18 protein-coding genes are annotated in these 22,416 nt (G+C 62.3%); 11 read left to right on the plus strand and 7 right to left on the minus strand.

Annotated elements, in window-relative coordinates:
* Positions 1–2: 2 nt before the first annotated feature.
* From dnaK to AC1DCM_RS13040, 4 genes are all read right to left on the minus strand, one after another.
* Complete coding sequence (gene dnaK / locus AC1DCM_RS13025) at positions 3–1,874, minus strand: molecular chaperone DnaK (protein ID WP_442003334.1); 1,872 nt, start codon at positions 1,872–1,874, stop codon at positions 3–5.
* A 713-nt stretch (positions 1,875–2,587) separates the two neighbouring features.
* Positions 2,588–3,532 carry a DUF817 domain-containing protein gene (locus AC1DCM_RS13030; protein WP_477518534.1) on the minus strand — a complete coding sequence of 315 codons (945 nt, stop codon included), beginning with the start codon at positions 3,530–3,532 and terminating at the stop codon, positions 2,588–2,590.
* Positions 3,525–4,331, minus strand: coding sequence for an oxygenase MpaB family protein (locus tag AC1DCM_RS13035; protein ID WP_477518535.1), 807 nt, complete (start codon positions 4,329–4,331; stop codon positions 3,525–3,527). The genes AC1DCM_RS13030 and AC1DCM_RS13035 overlap by 8 nt, the downstream gene beginning before the upstream one ends.
* A gap of 56 nt (positions 4,332–4,387) precedes the next feature.
* A complete protein-coding gene (locus tag AC1DCM_RS13040; protein ID WP_477518536.1) occupies positions 4,388–5,140 on the minus strand; it encodes a TetR/AcrR family transcriptional regulator in 753 nt (250 codons plus the stop codon).
* 143 nt (positions 5,141–5,283) lie between these two features.
* On the opposite strand from AC1DCM_RS13040, the gene AC1DCM_RS13045 reads away from it, so the two are divergent.
* From AC1DCM_RS13045 to AC1DCM_RS13060, 4 genes are all read left to right on the plus strand, one after another.
* Entirely contained in the window at positions 5,284–6,216 is a 933-nt protein-coding gene (locus AC1DCM_RS13045) for an NAD-dependent epimerase/dehydratase family protein (RefSeq protein ID WP_477518537.1), read from the plus strand.
* Between the two features lie 170 nt (positions 6,217–6,386).
* A complete protein-coding gene (locus AC1DCM_RS13050) occupies positions 6,387–8,399 on the plus strand; it encodes a hypothetical protein (protein WP_477518538.1) in 2,013 nt (670 codons plus the stop codon).
* 43 nt (positions 8,400–8,442) lie between these two features.
* Entirely contained in the window at positions 8,443–9,411 is a 969-nt protein-coding gene (locus tag AC1DCM_RS13055) for an ROK family protein (protein WP_477518539.1), read from the plus strand.
* Between the two features lie 31 nt (positions 9,412–9,442).
* Positions 9,443–10,243 (plus strand): glucosamine-6-phosphate deaminase, encoded by an 801-nt coding sequence (locus AC1DCM_RS13060; RefSeq protein WP_477518540.1) that lies wholly within the window; start codon positions 9,443–9,445, stop codon positions 10,241–10,243.
* Here AC1DCM_RS13060 and AC1DCM_RS13065 read toward each other — a convergent pair whose 3' ends face one another.
* The 3 genes from AC1DCM_RS13065 to AC1DCM_RS13075 form a co-directional block, all read right to left on the minus strand.
* Complete coding sequence (locus AC1DCM_RS13065) at positions 10,244–11,086, minus strand: alpha/beta fold hydrolase (protein ID WP_477518541.1); 843 nt, start codon at positions 11,084–11,086, stop codon at positions 10,244–10,246.
* A 122-nt stretch (positions 11,087–11,208) separates the two neighbouring features.
* On the minus strand, positions 11,209–12,285 hold the full coding sequence (locus AC1DCM_RS13070; protein WP_477518542.1) for a LacI family DNA-binding transcriptional regulator: 1,077 nt from the start codon (positions 12,283–12,285) through the stop codon (positions 11,209–11,211).
* Positions 12,286–12,357: 72 nt separating this feature from the next.
* The gene (locus AC1DCM_RS13075) at positions 12,358–14,379 is read right to left on the minus strand and encodes an NHL repeat-containing protein (protein WP_477518543.1); all 2,022 of its coding nucleotides are present in this window, start codon (positions 14,377–14,379) and stop codon (positions 12,358–12,360) included.
* Between the two features lie 287 nt (positions 14,380–14,666).
* On the opposite strand from AC1DCM_RS13075, the gene AC1DCM_RS13080 reads away from it, so the two are divergent.
* The 7 genes from AC1DCM_RS13080 to AC1DCM_RS13110 all read left to right on the plus strand — a co-directional run bounded on the left by AC1DCM_RS13080 (position 14,667) and on the right by AC1DCM_RS13110 (position 21,637).
* Entirely contained in the window at positions 14,667–15,980 is a 1,314-nt protein-coding gene (locus AC1DCM_RS13080) for an ABC transporter substrate-binding protein (RefSeq protein WP_477518544.1), read from the plus strand.
* Positions 15,981–16,029: 49 nt separating this feature from the next.
* Complete coding sequence (locus AC1DCM_RS13085; RefSeq protein ID WP_477518545.1) at positions 16,030–16,962, plus strand: carbohydrate ABC transporter permease; 933 nt, start codon at positions 16,030–16,032, stop codon at positions 16,960–16,962.
* Positions 16,959–17,894, plus strand: a complete 936-nt coding sequence (locus AC1DCM_RS13090; protein ID WP_477518546.1) for a carbohydrate ABC transporter permease — start codon at positions 16,959–16,961, stop codon at positions 17,892–17,894. The genes AC1DCM_RS13085 and AC1DCM_RS13090 overlap by 4 nt, the downstream gene beginning before the upstream one ends.
* On the plus strand, positions 17,891–18,904 hold the full coding sequence (locus tag AC1DCM_RS13095; protein ID WP_477518547.1) for a hydroxyacid dehydrogenase: 1,014 nt from the start codon (positions 17,891–17,893) through the stop codon (positions 18,902–18,904). Before AC1DCM_RS13090 ends, AC1DCM_RS13095 begins: the two co-directional genes overlap by 4 nt.
* A 127-nt stretch (positions 18,905–19,031) precedes the next feature.
* A complete protein-coding gene (locus AC1DCM_RS13100) occupies positions 19,032–19,694 on the plus strand; it encodes a hypothetical protein (RefSeq protein WP_477518548.1) in 663 nt (220 codons plus the stop codon).
* A gap of 37 nt (positions 19,695–19,731) precedes the next feature.
* The gene (locus AC1DCM_RS13105) at positions 19,732–21,156 is read left to right on the plus strand and encodes a phage tail sheath family protein (protein ID WP_477518549.1); all 1,425 of its coding nucleotides are present in this window, start codon (positions 19,732–19,734) and stop codon (positions 21,154–21,156) included.
* Between the two features lies 1 nt (position 21,157).
* Positions 21,158–21,637 (plus strand): phage tail protein, encoded by a 480-nt coding sequence (locus AC1DCM_RS13110; RefSeq protein WP_159708998.1) that lies wholly within the window; start codon positions 21,158–21,160, stop codon positions 21,635–21,637.
* Positions 21,638–22,416: the final 779 nt, after the last annotated feature.

Here is a 22,416-nt window from a genome sequence, read left to right on the forward strand (position 1 = left end):
GGCTACTTCTTCGCTTCGTCTTCGTCGATGATTTCAGCGTCGACGATGTCTTCGTCGGCAGCACCGGAACCTGCGCCACCGGCCGGGGCACCTTCTGCACCGGCACCCGGAGCGTCAGCTGCGGCTGCCTGCGAGTAGATGGCTTCGCCGAGCTTGGTCTGGGAAGCCTGGAGCTTCTCGAAGGCCGTCTTCACAGCGGCGTCGTCGGTGCCTTCCAGCGCGGACTTGAGGGCGTCGACGTCGGCCTTGACCTCGGTCTTGACCTCTTCCGGCAGCTTGTCGTCGTTGTCGGCGATCAGCTTGTCCACAGAGTAGGCGAGCTGCTCGGCGGAGTTACGGGTGTCTGTAGCTTCGCGGCGGGCCTTGTCCTCTGCGGCGTGCTCCTCGGCTTCACGGACCATGCGGTCGATGTCTTCCTTGGAGAGTGCGGTGCCACCGGTGATGGTCATGGACTGTTCCTTGCCGGTGCCCTTGTCCTTGGCGGACACGTGGACGATGCCGTTGGCGTCGATGTCGAAGGTGACCTCGACCTGCGGAACGCCACGCGGTGCCGGAGCGATGCCGGTCAGTTCGAACGTGCCCAGCGGCTTGTTGTCGCGGGTGAATTCACGCTCGCCCTGGAAGACCTGGATGGCCACGGACGGCTGGTTGTCGTCAGCGGTCGTGAAGGTCTCGGAACGCTTGGTGGGGATAGCCGTGTTGCGCTCGATGAGGTGCGTCATGACGCCACCCTTGGTTTCGATGCCGAGGGACAGCGGCGTGACGTCGATGAGGAGGACGTCCTTGCGCTCACCCTTCAGGACACCGGCCTGGAGTGCAGCACCGACGGCTACAACTTCGTCCGGGTTGACGCCCTTGTTGGGCTCCTTGCCGCCGGCAAGTTCCTTGACGAGCTCAGAGACAGCGGGCATACGGGTGGAGCCACCGACGAGCACGATGTGATCGATGTCGGAGACCTTGATGCCGGCTTCAGCGATGACGTCGTGGAACGGCTTCTTGGTGCGGTCCAGCAGGTCCTTGGTGAGGTCCTGGAACTTGGCACGGGTCAGCTGCTCGTCCAGGTGGACCGGGCCGTCGGGGGTGACGGACAGGTACTGGAGGGAGATGTTGGTGCTGGTGGAGGAGGAGAGTTCCTTCTTTGCCTGCTCTGAAGCTTCGCGGAGACGCTGGAGGGCGATCTTGTCCTTGGAGAGATCGATGCCCTTGATCTTGAGCTGGTTCAGCAGCCATTCGACGACGCGGTTGTCCCAGTCGTCGCCACCGAGGCGGTTGTCACCTGCGGTTGCGCGGACCTGGATGGTGGAGAAGTTGTCTTCGTCCTTGCCGACCTCGAGGAGGGAGACGTCGAAGGTACCGCCACCGAGGTCGAAGACCAGGATGAGTTCGTCTTCCTTGCCCTTGTCCAGGCCGTAGGCCAGCGCAGCTGCGGTGGGCTCGTTGACGATGCGGAGGACGTTGAGGCCTGCGATTTCGCCGGCTTCCTTGGTGGACTGGCGCTCGGCGTCGTTGAAGTATGCCGGAACGGTGATCACGGCGTCGGTGACCTTTTCACCCAAGTAGCTCTCGGCGTCGTTCTTGAGCTTCATGAGGATACGCGCGGAGATTTCCTGCGGCGTGTACTTCTTGTCGTCAATGGCGACGGACCAGTCGGTGCCCATGTGGCGCTTGACGGAAGCGATGGTGCGGTCGATGTTGTTGACGGCCTGGCGCTTGGCGATCTCGCCAACCAGGACCTCACCGGACTTCGAGAACGCAACGACCGACGGCGTGGTGCGGCCGCCTTCTGCGTTGGCGATGACGGTGGGCTCGCCACCTTCAAGGACAGAGACCACGGAGTTAGTGGTTCCGAGGTCGATACCTACTGCACGTGACATATCTTGTTTCCTTTCAATGGCCGATGTTCGAGATTGCCCCCGGCACCGGTCCGCTGGGCGGTTGGGTTATCGGGAGCCCACTCAACAATCGGCTAGTTGAGCGTTCTGCACTCAACTGTACTCAGCCTCGTTTCAAAGTCAATCCAAAGTTGAGCGAGGTACGCTCAAGTTTGGCTTTGGTGCCGAAATTTCCCCCGGAAGTACGCGGTTCAGGGGCTGGTTTCGCCCTGCGTGAACTGGCAGACTTGCGCGATGGACTTCGCTGGATTCGTGCCGCGCTGTAGCCTGCGGAGAAGCGTGGAGACACAGAACGGAGGCTCGCCGTGGTCGGGAGACACCCATTTCTTGTGCTGGCCATCTTCTTTTGCTTGAGCTGGTTCGTTCTGGTTGGGTTCCTGGACCGCGGACTCCTGAACCATAATGCTGGGGGTATTTCCGGGCTCTGCCTCGGCGAATATCTTCCCGCCGGAACAATCCATAACCCCGAGGGCTCACCCGTACCACCCCGGGGAGAGTATGCCTTCCTGCCTTTGGGGATCGAGTGCACTTTCACGATGACTGACGGCACTCATCAGCAGTCCATCCACCCGCGACTTACGCAGATCATTCTTGGTGCACTACCCGCGGCCGCGGTTCTGGCATGGGGAGTGGCTAGGGCTTCAGCGTCAATTCGCAGGAGTAGAGCTGCCTGACGACACGCAAACGCACCAGCGTCACTCCGGCGGGCGGGCGACACGGATATCCGGGTGTCCCTGGCGAATGTGGGTGGCGCCAGGGGTTTGGGTGGCGCCACCCGTTTGTGTGGCGCTGGCCGGCGGCGGCTCAGGTTTGTACACCCACGCCACGAGCACCACGGAAATGATCATCAGCAGGAACCAGGCAAGGAGCTTCTCGATCGAGACCGCCTGCCAGCCATTCACCTGGTTGGGGTAGAGCCAAGCGTGGGACCACGTGCCGATGTTCTCGGCGAACCAAATGAACAGTGCCACCAAGAGGAAAGACACCAGGATGGGCATCCTGAAGCGCTTACGGAACACCCGGAAGTGCATCACGCACCGCCCGTAGACAAGCACGACGGCGGCAAGAAGCACCCAGCGCGCGTCGAAGACGTAGTGGTGCGAGAAGAAATTAATGTAGATCCCGGCCGCTACAAGGGCAGTGATCCATCGCCAGGGGTAGTGGTCGAAGTGGAGGTCAAATAGCCGGAAGACGCGCACCATGTACGAGCCAACAGCCGCATACATGAAGCCACTGAACAGCGGAACAGCACCGATCCGGAGGAAGCCCTCGGCCTCGTAAGACCACGAACCCACGTCCGTCTTGAACAGCTCCATGACCGTTCCCACCGCATGGAACAGCAGGATCACCCGCAGCTCGCGCAGTGTTTCCAGCTTGAAGCTGATCATCAGGATCTGAATGACCACTGCGGCGATGGTCAAAAAGTCATTCCGCGCCAAGCTGGCGTCGTCCGGATACCAGAGGCGGGCTGCGATGATCACGGCGAGCAGTGCTGCACCAAAGACGCAAGCCCACGCCTGCTTCAGTCCGAACACCACGAACTCGGTCAGCCGCATGCGGAGTCGGCCGCCCTGAGCGTGCTGCAGATAACGGTGTGCGAGGTCGTCGATGGCTTGTTCCACCGAGGTCGAATTACGCATTCCTTGCCTTGCCCCCGATCTTGGACGGGGTGGTTTCCAGCCGGCTCAGATAGTAGTCCCTTGGCCAGTGCCGTATCCGCTGCGGCAGCCGGGGATAGACGCGTCCGAGCCACCGCATGGTCCGCTCGAAGCGACGGCTATCGCGGGGAGTCCACTCCAAGCCGAAGCCCTCGCGCAGATGGTCCGGAAGCAGGCCGGCGGTCAGGAAGCGGGCAAGCGGCATCGCCAGGCGCATGAGCGCGGGCCCACCTGCCGGATACAGCAGATCCTTGGCTATCTTGCGGGCTTTTTCATCAGGTCGAAGCACGTCCACGTGCGAAGACCAATACCCAGCGAAGGCCCCACGATCGGGCGGCCACATGTTCACCGGAAGCTGCAGCGCCGTCCCAATGCGCGCATAGTCGCGGTACATGCGGTCGGCGGTCTCGTCGTCGAGCGGTCCGTGCACTTGCTCGTAAACGGTGACGGCGGTGTCATAAAGGGTGGCGACAACCCAAAGCTGCGACTCGGGGTCGAAAGCGTTGTAGCCCTTTGTTGCATCGTCAGGGTTCCGGCGCACCGGAGCGTGGGCGCGGTTGACGGAGCGGCGAACCGCAGCAACTTGCTCGTCCGTGCCGTAAACAATGGCATAAACGTAAGTCAGCGTAGACCGCAGCCGGTCCTGCGGCCGTTGGGCAAAGTCACTGTGATCGGCGACTCCATGACCCACCCTGGGATCCGCAATCTGAAGGAGAATGGCGCGCCCGGCACCGGCGAGCAGTATGCCCTCCGCGCCGATATCAGCAAGCCCTCGAACCATCTTGATACTTTACCGTCTGCTGCTCGGTGTCCTGCCGCTGGCCGCAGGCCCGCTGGTCATAACCCCGCCATGCCCTGGAGGACGAGCAGTTGGTGCTCGAACAATTCATCGCGCGCGGCAAAGGTATCCCGCCCGTACTGGCCAAAGACTTCGAAGCTCACAGCCCCGAAGACGGACGTCCACGCCAGCACGCCCCGCGCGAGCGCTGACTCGGGCACCGTGATCCCAAGTTCAGTCCGGATGTTCCGCATGTCTGCTGCCAAGGCCGGTGGGATGACGACGGCGGGACTCACCTCCGTCTCCAGTGCGCCCGCGCGATGGGCTGCGTCAAAGATGCTTACGAGGCGAAAGATGACACGTGTTCCGGGAACTGTGGTTCGCTCACCTGGTGCCTGATAGCCGGGAACGGGGCTCCCGAAAAGCAGGGCGTAGCTGGCTGGTTCCCTGAGCGCCCAAGCACGAATCGCCTTACCCAGGGCACGAAACTGACCTGCGAAATCATTCTCAGGAACCGCCGCTACAGCTGCATCCACTTCGTCGCCGAGCTCGTTGTAGCCGTCGATGAGCAAGAGTGTGAGAAGTTCGTCCCGGCTTTCCACGTAGCGATAAACGGCCGAAGAAACGACGCCAAGGTCCCGGGCCACAGCCCGCAGCGAGACAGCCGCCGCGCCGTGGACTGCTAAGTGCTCCCGGCCGAGTCGCACTATGTCGGCGATGGTTTGTGCCCGCGCACGCTCACGGGGAGTTGGCGGCTTGGCTTTGGGCTGGGCTTTTGGCGCAGCTTCGACGCCTCGCGCAGTGGAAGACATGACACCACCTTGCCACAACACAGAGAGCACCATCAACAAATGAGAGCAGTGCTCTTGACTTTGGCGTTGATGAAAGACATTCTGAATTCAGAGAGCACTGCTCTCTCTTCAAATTTAATTGGACTTCGAGGAAAGAGATCAGCATGTACGTCGTGACCGGAGCAGGACCTGTTGGTTGGACCGTCGCCGAACAACTCGCTGAGCAGGGAGAAGACGTTCGCATTCTGACGCGTTCCGGCAGCGGCCCGGACCATCCCCGCATTGAACGAATGCGCGTGGACGCCTCTGATCCCAGGCAATTGGGCCAAGCACTCAACGGCGCCGCCGCGGTCTTCCACTGCATTCACGGATCCGCTTACCGTGCGGCGGCATGGGCGGCCGAACTCCCGCAAGCCGAACAAGTGGTGATGGATGCAGCGGCAGCCGCGGGCGCCGTCGTCGTATTTCCAGAGAGCCTCTACGCGTACAGCGAGCCGGAGAACGTGATGACTGAGGCGGGTCCACGGGCGGCGTCGGGCGGCAAACGAGGCATCAGGACCCAGCTGCTGAACGCGCGGCAGATGCATGCTGCAAATACTGTGAGTGTGGTGGCCGGCGACTTCTTCGGCCCGCTGGTGCGCACGGCGCATGCAGGCGAACGAATGGTTCCACTGGTTGTGGAGGGAAAGACAGTCCAAGTGATTGGCAGCGCTCGGCAACCGCACTCGTTCACGTTTGTCCCTGACCTGGCGGCGGCAATGATCATAGCGGCCCGGAATCCTAAGCTCTGGAACACCGTGCTCCACGCGCCGACCGGTCCTGCGCTGACCCAACGCGAACTTGCCGCGGCGTTCGCCGACGCTGCCGGCGTTTCTGTTCCGAAGGTGAGTGCTGTGCCCGGGTGGGTGCTGAGGACCGCAGGTCTCTTTTCGACCGACATGCGCGAGCTTGCCGAGATGCTCTACCAGTTCGAGCGGCCGTTCGTGATGGATTCCTCGCAAAGCCAGCGCCTCCTGGGCTGCGAACCGACGCCCCTGCCGGAAGCTGCCGCAGCAACAGTGGCGTGGTGGCGGGACGCTGTCCGGCAAGTGAAGTAGCCGGCAGCGTGCGGTCGAGCGCGTATGTCTGAAAATGTTCGAATCATGGATTTCCTCGCCCCGGGCTGAAACGCTAAGTCCAGTGCATGGAACGTCGCCGGAACGTCCCTCACGATTCCAAACCCACCATTGGAAACACCCCCAAGGGACACTCAATGAGGAGATCTTCCATGTCCAAATTCGCCATCAATCGCCGCCAATTGCTGCAGACCGGGGGCATCGGCAGCCTCGCCGTTGCACTGTCAGCACTGTCACCAGAAGCCGCCCAGGCCGCCCGACCACAGATTTTGAATGCGCCGCTGATCACGGACCTCGGACCGGCAGTAGTTCAGTTTTCGCTTATGAGTTCGCTGCTGGTCGGAGACACCGTGTACATCGGGTCCCGCAACCTGAGTCCTGCCCGGGTCATCGGATTCCATCTCCCTACCCGCACCATAACGTCGCGAACGGACCTTGGCTCGGGATACAGCATCCAAGCGTTGGCCGCCGATTCCACCGGTCGCTACCTGTACGCCGGCGTGCTCCGTGACGGTATTGACGGCAAACCAAATATCTACCGCTGGGACCTGAGCATTCCGAACCTTCCCGCGGTGGGAGTCGGCGAAACGGGAGACCGGGACATCCGGGCACTTGCCGTGGCTCCAGATGGCAAGGTCTATGCTGCCGGCGGCGGGTTGACCACCAATGCGCCGTCCCTGTGGGAATACGATCCGGAGACGGGTACGGTGACCAGCTGGGGCGTTCCGGATCCGGGAGCCACCATTGCCCAAGCCGTTGCTGCGACAGCCAGCACCGTCTACTTTGGCACTGGCAGTACTTTGGGCGGCGGCAACGGCTCAAGCCCTGCCCGGCTCTTTGCCTTTGACCGTGCCACCAAGACATCCACAAGTATCCTCCCGTCCGAGGTCGCAACGGGCGTTTCCGTTACCTCGCTGAGCGTGTTGGACGGGCAACTGGGTGTCGGTGTGAAGGGCCCCGGCAAGTCCGTGTTGATCAACCTTGCCGATCACTCCAAGTACACCATCATTGCCAAGACCGGAGTGATGTTCCGTCAGCTCGGGAACCAAGTGTTCTTCATTAAGGAGCCCGGAGTCTGGTCCTACAACATGATTACGAAGAAAATCACGCAGATTCTTACCGAAGATGTGGGCGCTATGTGGGGTCTGGACGTCCATGGCAGCAGTGTCCTGACTGTGTCCTCCTACGACGTCATCGAGGTGGATCCGGTAACCAAGACTGCGGCCAAGTATGACCTGACACAGGCAGGGGCTCCGGGCGGACCGCAACTCTGCATGGGCCTGGCGGCCGGTGCAGGTGACGTCTATGTAGGTGGCACGGGCACCATTGCCCGGCATCAACTCGCGTCGGACCAGGTTTCCTATCTACGGGCTACGGGCGAGGCCAAGGACGCCATCGTGGTGGGTGGGGTTCTGTTCACGGGCCAGTACAACTCCCGGGGTATCTACTCCTACGATCCTTCAACAGGCCAACTCCCCTATCAGGTGGCAGCCTTGCCGCCCGGACAAAACCGTCCCCTGGACGTTTGCTGGGACGCTGTCAATGGCCTGGTGATTGCGGGGGCGCAGAACGATACCGGCGGGGGCGGATGTTTCGCCGCGTACAACCCCGTCACAACCCAGGTCATCAGCAGGGTCAACCCCATCGACAACCTGCAGATGGTTCGTGCCGTAGCAACGAAAGATGGGGTTGCCTACCTTGGCGGCGACAACATCTATCCAGACGGACCCCGGAGCACGGTAGTGGCGTGGGATCCGCTGGCCAACCAGGAGTTGTGGCGAATTGACCCCGGTCAGACTGCGGGCATTGCTGCGATGGCCATCCATGGGAAGTTCCTCTACGGGATGTCCCGGAGGGCGGCAGGGCTGTTCGTCATCGACCTTGACACGCGCCAAGTGGTTCACCAGGGCGACCTGAGCAGCGTGTGCACTGACTTCGGGGCACTGCAGGTGAGCCGCGGAATCGTCTACGGCGTCTCCGATTCCACGGTCTTCCGGATCGACCCTGCAACCTTTGCCGTCTCTGTGGTGGCGGCCGACATCAACGGCGGGTGGTACAGCGGCCCACACATTACGGCAGACGAAGATGGTCTGCTGTACACGCTACGTGGCCCGAACCTGGTCCGGATCGACGATCAGCAGGCAATGCAAACCATGCGGCGCTAAGCGGAAAGTAGCAGTTGGGCAACAACCCCGAAAGAACATACTTATGACCTTGATCTCCACCCCCGTTCTGTCCGCCACCCGCACTTCTGTTCCCACGCTCACCTGCACCGTGAGGATCGGCGTAGATATTGGCGGCACGAAGATTGAGGCCGTCGCCATCGATCCGGACTGCAATGTCCTCAACACGGTGCGTCGTCCCACTGGAATTGGGAACGAAGCCCTGCTCCACTCCCTCTTCGGCGTCCTCGAAGAGTTGCGTGGTGCGGAAAGCCTGGCGGACTGCACACTGTCCGGGCTGGGGATCGGGATTCCGGGAACAGTGGATACGGCGACCGGGTATGTACGGAATGCCGTGAACGTTGGGGTTGCCGGATTGGAGCTCGGCGGCTTGGTGGAAGCTGAACTTGGGCTGCCCGTCACGGTCGAGAACGACGTCAATGCCGCCGCTGTCGGCGCCCACCACTTGCTGGCCGACGGCGACGCATCCGGGTCCAGCGCCTACCTGAACCTGGGCACCGGCTTGGCCGCCGGCTACGTCAACAATGGCATTTTGGTCCGCGGCGCTTCCGGGGCGGCGGGCGAAATAGGGCATCTCCCCCTCGGGATCCATGGCGGGAAATGCCCCTGCGGTCAGCGGGGTTGCCTGGAGCTCATCGCCTCGGGATCGGGCATCGCCCGCCAGTGGACCGGCGAGGGCCAGTGGCCTGCCGTCGCACTTTTTGAAGCAGCGCTCGACGGCGACCCCCGCGCCCATGCTGTCCAGCGTCGGTTCTTCCAAGGTGCTGCCGCAGCCATCCGGATCATTGGGCTGACCTACGATCCCACCCATATCTATATAGGTGGTGGCTTGAACGCGCTGGGGCAGCCCTTGCTCGCCGGTATACAGCAGGAGCTCGCCCGGTTCAGTGCTCAGTCGCCATTCCTGGCGGGGCTGGCACTTGGTGACCGTGTTCAGTTGGTCCCGACCGGGCTCCCCATCGGCTCTGTCGGTGCGGCGATCGTCGCCGGATAGCAACGTCCCTTCCACTAACCAAAGGAAACCCATGGCAGAAGTCATCATCGTCCGCGATCAAACCGAAGCTGGCAATGTGGCCGCAAAGATCTTCGCAAAGCAGATCATCGCAAACCCCGCCACCGTCCTTGGCCTCGCAACAGGTTCCACACCTCTATCCACCTACGCGGAACTCGCCAAGATGGTCCGCCTCGATCGGATCGATGTTTCCGGGGTTCGCGGCTTCGCTTTGGACGAGTATCTTGGCGTCCCGCCGGAGCACCCGGAAAGCTACCGTTCAGTCATCACCCGTGAGGTAGTGGAGCCGCTGGGACTGAATCCGGATCAAGTGTTTACCCCGCGAGGCACTGGTCCGGATGTCGGCCAGGCCGGAGCCGAATACGAAGCCATGATTGCGCGGGCCGGCGGTGTGGAAATCCAAATCCTGGGCATCGGTTCCAACGGCCACGTGGGTTTTAACGAGCCCGGGTCCTCATTGGCATCCTCGACCCGTATCAAGGCGCTGGCGGAACAAACGCGCAAGGACAACGCCCGGTTCTTCAGCTCCCCGGAGGAGGTCCCGACCCACTGCATCACCCAAGGCCTGGGGACCATCCTCCGTTCCAAGCAGTTGGTCCTCTTGGCCTTCGGAGCGAATAAGGCACAGGCTATTGCAGCTGCGTTGGAAGGGCCGGTGTCTTCGGCTGTTCCGGGCTCGGTCATTCAACAGCATCCGCGGGCCACGGTCATTCTTGATGAGGATGCGGCCGCAGGGCTGGCACACGTCGAGTACTACCGGCACGCATGGCGATCGGCTCAAGAGCTGCGGCAGTATGTTTACAACATACGCTGATCAGGGTCTCTCGTCTTGCCAGCCAGCGGGCGGCGGAGCGTCCAGGAACGTTGTCACAACGTCCTGCACAAGGTTGGTCCTCGCCAGACCGAAGAAGTGCGTGGTGCCTGGAAACACAGCGAGCTGCGAGGCGGGCACACCCTCAAAATCGCCGTTCAAGTCACCCCCGCGCAGCTGGAGGAACCGCACCGCGTGCTCAAGCCTGACCATGTCGCAGTCGCCTACGGTGATCAAAGTAGGGGCTTGAATTCCGCGGATCTCGTCATCCGTCCATCCCTTTGACCCGGAGTCGTAGCCGCCGAGTTTGTTCAAGAGTCCCTGCAGGTGCTCGTGATCCGGGTGCGGGGAGACGGCCAGGTACCGCTGCTCCATGGGAGTGCCCGCGATCATGTCAACGGTCATTTCCATGACCGCCTCAGTGTTGCCACCGCGATCGCCGTCGGGGTTGAATGACACCGACGAGACGATGAGTTTACGGATGAGTTCTGGGTGTTTGATCGCCAAGTGCAGTGCAACCGCCCCTCCAACGCTGAAGCCAAAGACGTCAACCTCCCCAACGTCCAGATGTTTTAGAAGGCCAACGACGTCCGAGGCCAACTCAGCGGTGTTCAGTGGACGGTCGATGTCGTTGGTTCTGCCGTGGCCTTGGAAGTCCGTAGCGATAACCCTGCGTCCATTCGAGAACGCCGGGATGAGAGCGCCGAATTGCTGTTCGATGTCGAACAAACCGCCATGCAGGAGCAGCAACGGCGTGCCCCCGGAACCGTGCAGCTCGTAGTACATCTGAAGTCCGTTGACGGGGGCAAATCCCGCTTCCAGTGCTGCGGCCACTTGCTCATTCATCTTCTGGACCTCCGCTTCGTTTCGGGAAATCCTAGTCCGGCCGTACCTTTCGCGAAAGCAGACTGAAGCGTTCGATGGCGGGTCCCCACCCGCCGTCGAAGGCTTCAGGAAGGCTCTGCCCCCTACTCCGCGTCTTCCCCCATCACCGTCGACTCCCGGATGATCAGCTTCGGGGCCAGGCTCACGCGACGAAGCGCAGGCGACACCGAAGTGCCAGACTTGCCGGCGAGGCGTTCCATGCACATGGTCACCGCCGCRTATCCGACGTCGCGTTTCGGCGGTGCAATAGACGTAAGCGGCACCGGCGCGAGATCCGCAACTTCGTCGTCGTAGGCCACAATTGCCAGATCCTCCGGAATGTCCATCCCGGCTTCCTCGGCGAGGTTTATCAGGGTGATGGCTTCTTCGTCGGGAAGCACCAAGGCAGCGTGCGTGTCGGTTCGGCGGCACTCCTCCAGGAACTGACCAAACTCTTCCTGGTTGTTGCCCGCGCCCATGGATCGAACATATTCAAGGATGGGCGCGTCGGTCTCCAGACCCAGTTTCGCCACCATACGTGCGTGACTGTCAATGAGCCAGGGCGCCGTGGGACTCGTTGCAATGGCGAGGCCGATCCGCCGGTGACCCAGGGAAACAAGATGCTCGATGGCAAGCTCAGCACCATAGCCGTGATCGGACATTACGGACTCGAACACCCGGCTTGAACGTTCCACGAGTACCACCGGGATCCGTAACCCGGACAACAGCTCAAAGGTCGGTGAACCGGTTTCAAGTGGTCCGGCAGTCGCGAGCAGTATCCCGTCCACGGAGTTTGCCACCATGCGTTGAAGTTGCCGGTATTCGTCTTCAGCAGAGTAGTTGCTAACACCAAGAATGAGCCGTGCATTCAATGCCCGGGCTGCAGCTTCAGCGCCACGAATGACATCGGGGAAGTAGTAGCCGGTGGTCGGAACGATGAGGCCCAGGGTTGCGAGCGGCTGGCGGGGGCGCCGGTGAACAGTGTCACCGGGCCGCTCCACCACCATCCGCACCGCTCCGCCATGGACACGCCGCAACAAACCTTGGGCAGCGAGCTGCGTGAGATCGCGGCGGATGGTCATGGTTGACTGGCCGCTCTTTTCGGCAAACTCATTGACGGTCAGGGACCCTCGCAGCTCCAACTCACGGAGTATCTTCTCGTGGCGTTCCCCGCTGAGCATGCCAATCCTCTTCCGGAATCCCAATGTTCAAACAAGCATAAATGACCGAATACAAACAACGTCGCGGGGCAATTACTGCTGGGGCTGGTCGTCAATACGCACCAGGTTCCTGCCGCGCATCGTGTAAAGGTAACCATCCTCGTCGTTGGTGATGTGCGAGCCGCTGTACCAGCCGCCGTCGATATCGGCCACCACTGTGGCGAGCTCGAAAGTCTTGGGATCGAAGCGGAAAACCGTGGTGTCAGAGACCCCGTAGACGGCGCCACGGTTGGTCACCAGCGCTGCGAACCCAGTGCAAACAGCGCTGATGTCCGCTTGGTGCACAACAGCGCGCGTCCGAAGGTCAACAACGAAAACACGCCCCGTCCGCACGATCCCATAAAGGAACGGACCTTGCACGGCAAGGGCGGAGACGCCGGCGCCGAGTCCCGGATCGATCCGACACAGTTCCTTGCCCCTCACGGGATCGAATGCCACCACTGTCCCTGGCCCCTCCGTACCGGGGCGTCCGCCGCCAAGGTAAGCAACGCCGTCGTGCGCTGTAACGGCGCGGACCAACTGGACGTTGTCCACGGGGTTAAGGAAGAACCCGGATTTTCCGGTGCGCGGATCGTACGTCCACAGCGAACCGCCGCCCTCAGTGTCCGCCTGCGCGCAGACCAGGACGAGCTTGTTGACCTCATCCCAGTGAACGTCCAGCGGGCGATTTTGCTCGGCGGAGAACTTGGCCACCTGACTGATGGGCTTGCCGCTGCGGGGGTCATAGCTCCAAATGCCTTGGGAGCTGTACTGGCCAGTGTAAAGAACGTTGTCCACCACCACGGCGTCTTTCGCTTCGCCGGGAACGGCCATGTTGGTAACTTGGCCGTTCTTTAACGAACGGCGCGAGATAACGCCGTTGCCGCCGACGTAGACCAGGCCTCCTCCGGCTGCCAAACCCATGGCTTCCTGCGCGTCCGACGGCGCACCGGCCTCGCCGAGGTCGGTGGTCTTGGCCGTTCCGGCAAGGGGGTCGATTTCCGCGACGAAACCGAACGCGGAGGTGACCAGGAGTTTCCCGTTCAGGGCGTCGACGCCCCAGATTTCGCCGAGGGACGGCCCGCTAAACGACAGCGCCGCGATGGAATTGGTCGCCAGAGAATAGGCCAGCAGGCCGGTTTCGTTGGCGAAATAGACCTTGTCCCCCATCACGGCAAAGTTCTTGGCTGTCTTTCCTACTGATGCGGCAATTACGTACGACGACGGGTTGGCCACGCTCATGGCGGCGATCTTGGACGTGGAAGTGGACGCCGCGGAGCTCACCATCACCTTGTCCCCAAAGATCGCGAGGTCCCGGATGCTGGGGTCTGCAGCCATCTCGCCAGGCGTGACATTGGTGAACGTCTTGGTGGCATGGCTGTACGCGTAGAGGCAGGCGCGGCTGGCGCTTCCTCCACCTCCGAGCGTGCTGCCCGCACCGAAGAAGACGGTCGAATCCGTCGCCGCGACCGCGCGGGCCAAGGTGGCCCCGCTGTCCGGAACGCCCAGGTTGGTGACCAGCCCGGTGGCGGGATCGTATTCCCACAATGCCGGTGCCGTGGCGCTGCCGCCGCCAACCGCGTAGAGGCGGCCGTTGGGTGCCACGCTCATGTCACGAACGTCGCGATCTCCAATGCGGCCGATCGCCGTGGCCTTCGCTCCCGGGCTCGACAGGTCCCAGCGGAAGAGGTTCGGCTGGGGCCCCGTGGTGTTCTGCAGCACGCCGGCGTACAGATATCGGCCGGACGCGTCGGCGGCGAGGGTTTGGATGGAATAGCCGTTCTCAAGCTCAGTCACGCCGGTGACTTTGCCGGTGGGGACGTGAAACGCCACGATGCGCACCGGGTCCAGGTTCCGCGAACCGATGTAGAGGGTGTCGCCCACCAGCAGCCCGCTCATCAACGAGAACTGTACGACGCCGGGGCCCAGGTCCAGGACTTCGGTTGCCTTTGGTTTGGACGCAAGAAATTTGGACGCCGACGCCGGTTGGCCGACTGCCAGTCCGATGGCCGCAGCGAGCGAGGCCGTTCCGCCGACTTGAAGGACTGCCCGCCTGCTGATGTTCGATTTCTCCATGGGAATCCCTGTTCTTAGGTAGCTTTTCTGGGTGGTGCTCATTGAGGGGTGTCCAGAATTCATAGCAGCGTCAAACAAACATCGTCCAGCATTTCTGTTCGTTCAAACAGAGAAAGTTGCTAAATTTCGATCCGAATCCAGCCACAACTTGAGTTGTTCACTCGACTCAATGTTTGAATTTGTTTGAAACGTTGAAGATGTTCGAACTTGCGGATTACATGGGTTCATCGGTGTGGCCCCAGCCACATACCCTCCCCGCGCATCGCAAGTCTTCAAAGGAGAACACCATGAAGCGTCGTCACCTATTTGCAGGGGTGGCAGGCCTGGCCGCCAGTACCCTGCTGCTCGCAGCCTGCGGCACAGGCCCCGGCCCCGGCGCAGCTCCCACCCCCGCGGAAGATCCCTGCGGTTCCATCACCTTCTGGTCCTCCTTGGCCGGCATGGACAAAGTGGCTGAAGCGTTCAACGCCAGCCAGGACAAGATCAAGGTCAGCTTCGAAACCATCCCCAACGGGGCCAACGGCGGTTACGCAAAGCTCTCCACGGCCATCACGGCAGGCAACGGCCCCGACGTCGCAACCATCGAATACCCACAGTTGCCGCAGTTCGTCAGCAACAGCCAGGTGATCCCGCTCGATGGCCTGATCAACAAGGCAGAAACCGTGGACAAGCTCACGGACGAGACCAAAGCTCTGGTCCAGTTCGGGGAAAAGACCTACGCCCTCCCCTACGACGCCGCCCCCATGCTCATGTGGTACCGCAAGGACATGCTGGCGAAGGCCGGCGTCGAGGTCCCCAAAACCTGGGACGATTTCGAACAGGCGGGCAAGAAGCTCAAGACCGTGGCGCCTGACTCCTACCTCGCCAGCTTCAACCCCAACGAAGTAGCTGCGAGCGCCGGGCTGGCTTGGCAGGCGGGCGCCAAGTGGTTCGRCACCGAGGGCGACAGTTGGAAGGTGGGCGTGAATGATGAGGCAACTCAGAAGGTGGCCACTTACTGGCAGAAACTGATCGACCAGAAGATCGTCAAGGTCACCCAGGCCTACAGCGACGAATGGAGCCTGGACCTGGCCAACAGCACCGTGGTTGGCGTCGTTGGTGCGAACTGGAGTGCCACGGGAATCCAGAAGCGCACCGAAGCCAGTGGCCAGAAGGGGCAGTGGATCGCTGCCGAACTGCCCAACTGGGGCAACGAATCGGGAGCCTTCTACGGCGGTTCCAGCTTCAACGTGACCAAGAGCAGCAAGAACCCGGCAGCAGCAGCGAAGTTCGTCGAGTTCCTCACCACCAACCAGGACGCCATCAAAGCCCGCGGCAACACCGGCTCGGCTTTCCTTGCCTTCCCCGGCCTGACGCCGGTAGCCCAGAAGGCCTATGACGCCAGCTACTTCGGCAACGACATCTATGAGGTCTTTACCCAGGCGTACGGCACCATCACCCCTGGTTGGCAGTGGGGTCCCAACTGGGACATCACCAACACCGCACTCAAGGATGCCTACGGCAAGTTGACCACCGGCGGCACCATCCATGACGCCGTCGATACCGCCCAGGACGCCACCGTGGCCAGCCTGAAGCAGGCCGGCCTGTCCGTCAAAGAGTAGCCACCACGCGGGGGCCTCTTCGGAGGCCCCCGCAAGCTAGGAGAATCACATGGCCACCCAGGCCCTCACCACCACAGTGCGCCGCCGAGGCCGCGCGCTGGCGGGAACCGGCGGACGGACTGCCGCCCTGTTCCTGGTCCCCTTCTTCGCGGTCTTCGCGATCGCCATGATCGCACCGGTGATGTACTCGCTGGTGCTGAGTTTCCACTCGCAGCAGAAGTCCGGACTGGGCTTCGGGGAAGCGAAGACCATGTTCGTAGGACTGGAGAACTATGTTCAGGTCTTCCAGTCCGACACGTTCGTGGAAGGCATCGCCCGCCTCGGGTTGTACTGCCTGATCTACATTCCGTGCATGGTGGGCGGTGCAGTGGTCTTTGCCCTCCTGCTGGATGCAACCGTTGCCAAGGCACGCAAGCTTTTCCAGCTCCTGGTGTTTCTACCCCACGCGGTTCCCGGCGTCATCGCCGCCCTCATCTGGGCCTACCTCTACACCCCCGGCATCAGCCCGCTGGTCCAGGCGCTCCAAGGCGGGGGTATCCAAATCAACTTCCTGGACGCGCACATGGTGCTGCCGTCCATCGTGAATATCGGCGTGTGGGAGTGGACCGGCTACAACGTGATCATCCTGTTCACCGCATTGCAGGCCGTTCCCCGGGAAATCCTGGAAGCCGCCCGCGTGGACGGGGCCGGCGAGATCCGCGCCGCAGTGAGCATCAAGTTCCCTCTGATCCTGCCGGCATTGAGCGTCATCATGCTCTTCACCATCATTGGCACCCTGCAGCTTTTCACGGAGCCATCCATCATCTCCAAGGCCACGGCATCCGTCACCAGTACCTGGGTTCCCAACCTTTGGGCCTATGACGCAGCCTTCATCCGCCACAACCTCAACCAGGCTGCGGCGGCCTCCATCATCATCGCCGGACTGGCCGCAATCCTGTCTCTGGCCGTCACCCGCCTTAGCTCCAGGATGAACAAATCATGAGCACCTCAACTCTTTCCCGTGCCCGCAAAACCGCTCCTTCCCAGCTAGCTCCCCGCCGCACGGGATCCCGTTCCAACCGCGGCAGTTCCAACCGTGGAGGCGGGTTCGCCAGCAAGCTCACGGTCAACGGGCTGCTCATCATTGGCTCCGCCTACATGGTGGTCCCGGTCCTGTGGTTGGTTTTCGCTTCTACCAAGAACGCTGCAGATCTGTACGGCACCAGCGCTTATGCCTTGGGCAACTTCTCCCTGTTCGAGAACATAGCCGCGGTGGCAAACCAGGACGGGGGTCTCTTCTTCCGTTGGCTGGGCAACTCCGTGATGTACGCCGGTGTGGGCGCTGTCCTTGGCAGCCTGATTTCGGTCATGGCGGGGTACGCGTTCGACAAGTTCCAGTTCCGGTGGAAGGACTCGCTCTTCGGTTTCGTCCTGGTGGGTGTCCTGATTCCAAACACGGCCACTGTGCTGCCCATGTACCTCCTGGCTTCCCTGGTGGGCATGACCAACACCATCTGGGCCGTCCTCATTCCGGTCCTCTGCAACCCGTTCGGGGTGTACCTGGCCCGCGTCTACTCCGCGAGCTATGTCCCGGCCGAAACCCTGGAAGCGGCACGCATGGACGGCGCCGGCCCGGTCCGTTCCTTTTTCTCGCTCGGCTTGCCCATGATGATGCCTGGCTACATCACCATCGCCCTGTTCCAGTTCGTGGGCGTGTGGAACAACTTCATGCTTCCCCTGGTGATGTTGCAGGACCAGCAACTCCTGCCCGTCAGCGTGGGCATCTCCATCTGGCAGGGCTACTCCGTACCGCAGCCCGAGTTCACGCCCATGGTCATCACGGGTTCGCTCTTGTCCATCATTCCTTTGCTGCTGGCGTTCATTATGCTCCAGCGTTTCTGGAAGTCCGGCCTCACCGCAGGGAGCGTCAAATGACCACGAGCAAACTGAACGTCGCACTGGCGATGGGTCCCGGCATCGTATCCCGGGTCTTTCCCGCACGACGACTCGAGTCCCTGGCTCCTGAACTGCAGTTGTTGAGCCCGGAACCTATGGAGGATTTCACATCTCCCCGTTCCCTGAAACTCCTGGCCGATACGGACATCCTCATCACCGGCTGGGGCTGCCCGCGGCTCGATCCCGCCGCTTTGACGGCAGCACCACGGTTGAGCCACGTCCTGCACGCCGGCGGAACCGTCAAGCATCACGTGGGCCAGGAATGTTGGGACCGCGGCATCGAAGTCAGTACAGCTGCTGATGCCAACGCCATCCCCGTAGCTGAATACACGGTGGCCATGATCCTGCTGGCCAACAAGAGGGTCCTGCAGATCGCCCGAAAACTGCACACAGAAAAAACGGAAATCGAGCCCGACCAGGTGTTCCCGGATATGGGCAACTTCGGCAAGCGTGTGGGCATCATCGGGGCCTCGAAGATTGGCAGGCACGTCATCAGGCTCCTGCAGCCCTACGACGTCCAGCTCGTCGTCGCCGACCCCTACCTCGACGATGCAGCGGCAGCAGAACTCGGCGTCGAGCGTGCCACCCTGGAGCAACTGGTGGCGAGCTGCGACGTCGTCAGCCTCCACGCGCCGTCGCTCCCCTCCACATTCAATCTGATCCATGCGGGACTGGTGGATTCCCTCAAGCCCGGCGCCACGTTCATCAACACGTCCCGCGGCGAGCTGGTGGACCAGGACGCGCTGCTGGCCCGTGTTGAACGGGGTGACCTGTTCACTGTCCTGGATGTCACCACCCCGTGGGTGCTCCCCGCAGAATCCAGGCTCTACACGCATCCGAACGTCCTCCTCACCCCGCACCTTGCCGGGTCCTTGGGGACTGAACTCGAAAGAATGGCTGTCAGCACCATCGATGAAGCCCTGCGCATCTCCCGTGGCGCACCGCTCCTCCACAGGTTGCACGCACAGGATCTCGCCTTCACAGCGTGACTCACGTTCCCACCTGCACATTCAATCGAATGGAGTTACTCCTGATTCCCCAGTGACTACACGCAACAGCGGGAGTAACCTAGTCCCAGTTGCAATTCTGGTCACCTTTCGAGTTCTGGGTTCTGCCGTGGGCTATGTGCGTTCGTCGTTGACCGACCTCCTGGGGGTACTTTCCGACGCCGTCGCTCCCCAGCGCGTAAGGTTCGACGACGGCTCCCCCGAAGCCGTCATTCCCACCCCGGACGCTCCGGTCACCGTCCATGCGGTCACACTCAACCGTGTGGGAAGATCCCGACGTGATGGCCCGGTCCTTGACCTCGAACTGCGGGTAGCGGTGGAATGCCATGGGCCCGAACAACTGGACAACATGGAGCAGCTGCTCCTGGCCGTGGAGCGCCACAGCCAGTACTCGGTGGTTTCCGCGGGCGAATTCCATCCCGAAGAGTACTCCGGAGCTATCCGGCAAGGGCTCGGATTCCTGGTCCGGATCCCCGTGGCGCTGCGCTTCGAAGAGCCTTCCGGACCGCCCGTCCTTGAACCACTCATCGCCAAGACCGGCGTTGCCCGGCGCATCCACGGTCGGCTCGTGGACGTCCACAACAAAGGCATCCCCAACGCCTACATCCATGCCCATTCTTCCGCCACGGCAGTCGTCAGCGATGCGACCGGCCACTTCGAGGTCCTGGCCTCGGCGGATGAACTCCAGCACTTTGCCGTAGCAGTACGCGGCACCGAAAAGGAAGTCTCGGCCAGCACCAGCAGCCTGCCGGTCATCATCCGGTGGGTGTGAATCCGCGGACTACCGCGGGCAGGAAAGGGAGCGCACCATGGCGAACTATCAGGCGCCAGGCGTTTATGTTCAGGAAGTGCCCAGCGGCGCGCGAGCCATCGGGCAGGTCAACACCAGCATCGCAGCGTTCGTAGGCGTGGCTCCGAACCAGGACGCCTTGGTGGATGAGCTCCGTGTGCTGGACAACTGGACCCAGTTCGTGGACCAATATGTCGGCAACGCGACAGCGGGCACACCGCTCTCCAACGCTGTTTACGGCTTCTTCTCAAACGGAGGGAGCCGTTGTTATGTGGTGAACATTGGGGCCAACGGCAGCCTCACCGGGACGGCCACCAAACCCACCGGCCTCACGCTCTTCGAGGCCGTGGACGACATCTCCATGGTGGCAGCGCCGGGCTTCGCGGATGCCGAATCCTACGCTGCACTGGCTGCGCATGTAGAGCACCCGCTCCGGCAGGACCGCATGGCCATCATGGACACGGTGGAAAAAGTGGACGACGTCGGGGCGCTCACCAGGGCCGCGACGTCGGGCGTTCCCGAGGGTGCACGGGATGCGGGCCCGGATGACGAGCGGACGACGGCGGACGCTGGCTCGGGTGGGGATGCTGGCCCGGATGGTGGCGGCTCAAATGACGACACCGGGGAGGAAGCGGATGCCGGCGACAGCACGCCGTCATCGGCTTCTTCTGCATCCGCGGTGTCCTCCGACCACCCCGACTGGCCCGACTCAACCCGGCCCCCGGCGGCCCGCTCGGCGGATCCGGATACGGAAGCCGGCGGCCAGCAGGACCTCGGAGCTCCGCAATCCCCCGGCGGTTATACAGCGCTGTATTTCCCGTGGATCGTGATGATCGATCCCGTGTCCGGGAAAAAGGTGACGCAGCCGCCGTCGGGCCATATTGCAGGCGTGTGGGCGCGCGTCGACGCGACCCGCGGCGTCCATAAGGCGCCAGCCAACGAGCCCATCCAGGGTGCGATCGATCTTGTGCGACGCGTGAGCCGCGGCGAGCAGGAGGTCCTGAACCCGGCGGGCGTGAACTGCATCCGATATTTCCCTGGCGAGGGCATCCGGATTTGGGGCGCCCGAACCAAAGCTCCCGAGGCGAGCGAATACCGGTACGTGAATGTGCGGCGGCTGACCAACATGATCAAGGAGTCCGTGGCGGACGGGACGCGCTGGGTGGTGTTCGAGCCCAATGATCACACGCTGTGGAAGTCGATCCGGCGCGACATCGGCGCGTTCCTGACCAACGTGTGGCGGGACGGCGCCCTGCTCGGGGCTACTCCTCAACAGGCATTTTTCGTGAAGTGCGACGAAGAAACCAACCCTCCAGAGGTCCGAGACGCCGGGCAAGTGGTCACGCTGATTGGAATCGCGCCTGTGAAACCGGCAGAGTTTGTGATCTTCAAGCTCATGCAGTCGGCGGACAACACCAGCGAGACAGAGAGCGCAGGAGCCTGACATGACAACCCCAACACCTGCCGCCCAGCCGGGCAACGTGGTGGACCCGTACCGGGCCTACAACTTCAAGCTCGTGATCCAAGGAGTGGTTCAGGGCCACTTCACCAAAGTGGAGGGCCTCGGCCTGAAAATCGACCGGATCCTCTACCGCTCCGGCGGCGAAAACAGCACAGTCCGCGTCATCCCCGGGCAAGTGGAATACACGCCAGTGACCTTGAAGTATGGGCTCACCGACTCCACCGAGATGCTGCAGTGGCTCTTCAAAGCCGTGGATGGGAAGGTTGAACGCCGGAACGTCTCCATCGCGATGCTCAACGACGCCGGCTCCGTGGAAGTCCGCCGCTGGAACCTCCTGGGAGCCTGGCCGTGCGACTGGTTCGGCGCACCCCTTGACGCTTTGGGCAAGGATCTCGCCATCGAATCCCTCAGCATCGCGTACGACCGCCTGGAGCTCGACGATGCCCGCGCTCCCGTCGCCTGAGCCTGGGTTTTCGTGGCGGCGGGCAGCTGCTCGGCGGTTGCGGGGCGTGGCTGCGTGGCTGGATCGCGGGTCGGCTTCTCCGGGCGCGGGTTCTCCGGGCACAGGCGCGTCGGCGGCTTCGTATTCGGAGCCTGATTCGTCGGAAAGTTCGACGCCGGTGCGCGGCCTCAACCTGGAAGGCGCACCTGAGCACTGGGTTCAGTTGCTGCGCGACGCCGGGTTGGTTCCTCCCGCCGCTCCCAACAACACGCCTCCCGTTGCGAGGCCCACTCTGCGTGCATGGAGACGCTCCTGGCGCGCAAAGCAGGCCCCACAACGCACTTCCACCACCACACCCCTCGTTGCGGGGCCCGACATGCGTGCTTCCGGGCCAACACGGGACGCAGAGCAGGCCCCACAACACGCCACACCCATGCTGCGCCTTCGCACGGATCGCCCAGCCACACCTCCCGTTGAGGGGCCGGATGTGCGTGCTTCCAGGCCAATGTGGGACGCAGAGCAGGCCCCACAACGCACGCCCACTCGTATGGCGGGACCCGATATGCGCGCTTCCGGGCCAACATGGGACGCAGGACGGGTCCAACAACAAACGCCTAGGCTGCGTCTTCGCACGGATCGATCTGAATCGTCCCTCGTTGGGAGGCCTGATCTGAGTGCTTCGGAGCCAACATGGGGCGTAGACCAGGCCCCACAACACACCCCCAACACGACACCCCACATTGTGGGGCCCGATGTGCGTGCCAAAACCCAAGATTCGGGCGCAAAGCAGGCCCCACAAC

The sequence above is a fragment of the Paenarthrobacter sp. 10N417 genome, assembly GCF_056394745.1.

Coding starts and splice junctions, on each gene's coding strand:
- dnaK (WP_442003334.1), bottom strand. CDS start 1,874: ATGTCACGTGCAGTAGGTATCGACCTCGGAACCACTAACTCCGTGGTC.
- AC1DCM_RS13030 (WP_477518534.1), bottom strand. CDS start 3,532: ATGCGTAATTCGACCTCGGTGGAACAAGCCATCGACGACCTCGCACAC.
- AC1DCM_RS13035 (WP_477518535.1), bottom strand. CDS start 4,331: ATGGTTCGAGGGCTTGCTGATATCGGCGCGGAGGGCATACTGCTCGCC.
- AC1DCM_RS13040 (WP_477518536.1), bottom strand. CDS start 5,140: ATGTCTTCCACTGCGCGAGGCGTCGAAGCTGCGCCAAAAGCCCAGCCC.
- AC1DCM_RS13045 (WP_477518537.1), top strand. CDS start 5,284: ATGTACGTCGTGACCGGAGCAGGACCTGTTGGTTGGACCGTCGCCGAA.
- AC1DCM_RS13050 (WP_477518538.1), top strand. CDS start 6,387: ATGTCCAAATTCGCCATCAATCGCCGCCAATTGCTGCAGACCGGGGGC.
- AC1DCM_RS13055 (WP_477518539.1), top strand. CDS start 8,443: ATGACCTTGATCTCCACCCCCGTTCTGTCCGCCACCCGCACTTCTGTT.
- AC1DCM_RS13060 (WP_477518540.1), top strand. CDS start 9,443: ATGGCAGAAGTCATCATCGTCCGCGATCAAACCGAAGCTGGCAATGTG.
- AC1DCM_RS13065 (WP_477518541.1), bottom strand. CDS start 11,086: ATGAATGAGCAAGTGGCCGCAGCACTGGAAGCGGGATTTGCCCCCGTC.
- AC1DCM_RS13075 (WP_477518543.1), bottom strand. CDS start 14,379: ATGGAGAAATCGAACATCAGCAGGCGGGCAGTCCTTCAAGTCGGCGGA.
- AC1DCM_RS13085 (WP_477518545.1), top strand. CDS start 16,030: ATGGCCACCCAGGCCCTCACCACCACAGTGCGCCGCCGAGGCCGCGCG.
- AC1DCM_RS13090 (WP_477518546.1), top strand. CDS start 16,959: ATGAGCACCTCAACTCTTTCCCGTGCCCGCAAAACCGCTCCTTCCCAG.
- AC1DCM_RS13095 (WP_477518547.1), top strand. CDS start 17,891: ATGACCACGAGCAAACTGAACGTCGCACTGGCGATGGGTCCCGGCATC.
- AC1DCM_RS13105 (WP_477518549.1), top strand. CDS start 19,732: ATGGCGAACTATCAGGCGCCAGGCGTTTATGTTCAGGAAGTGCCCAGC.
- AC1DCM_RS13110 (WP_159708998.1), top strand. CDS start 21,158: ATGACAACCCCAACACCTGCCGCCCAGCCGGGCAACGTGGTGGACCCG.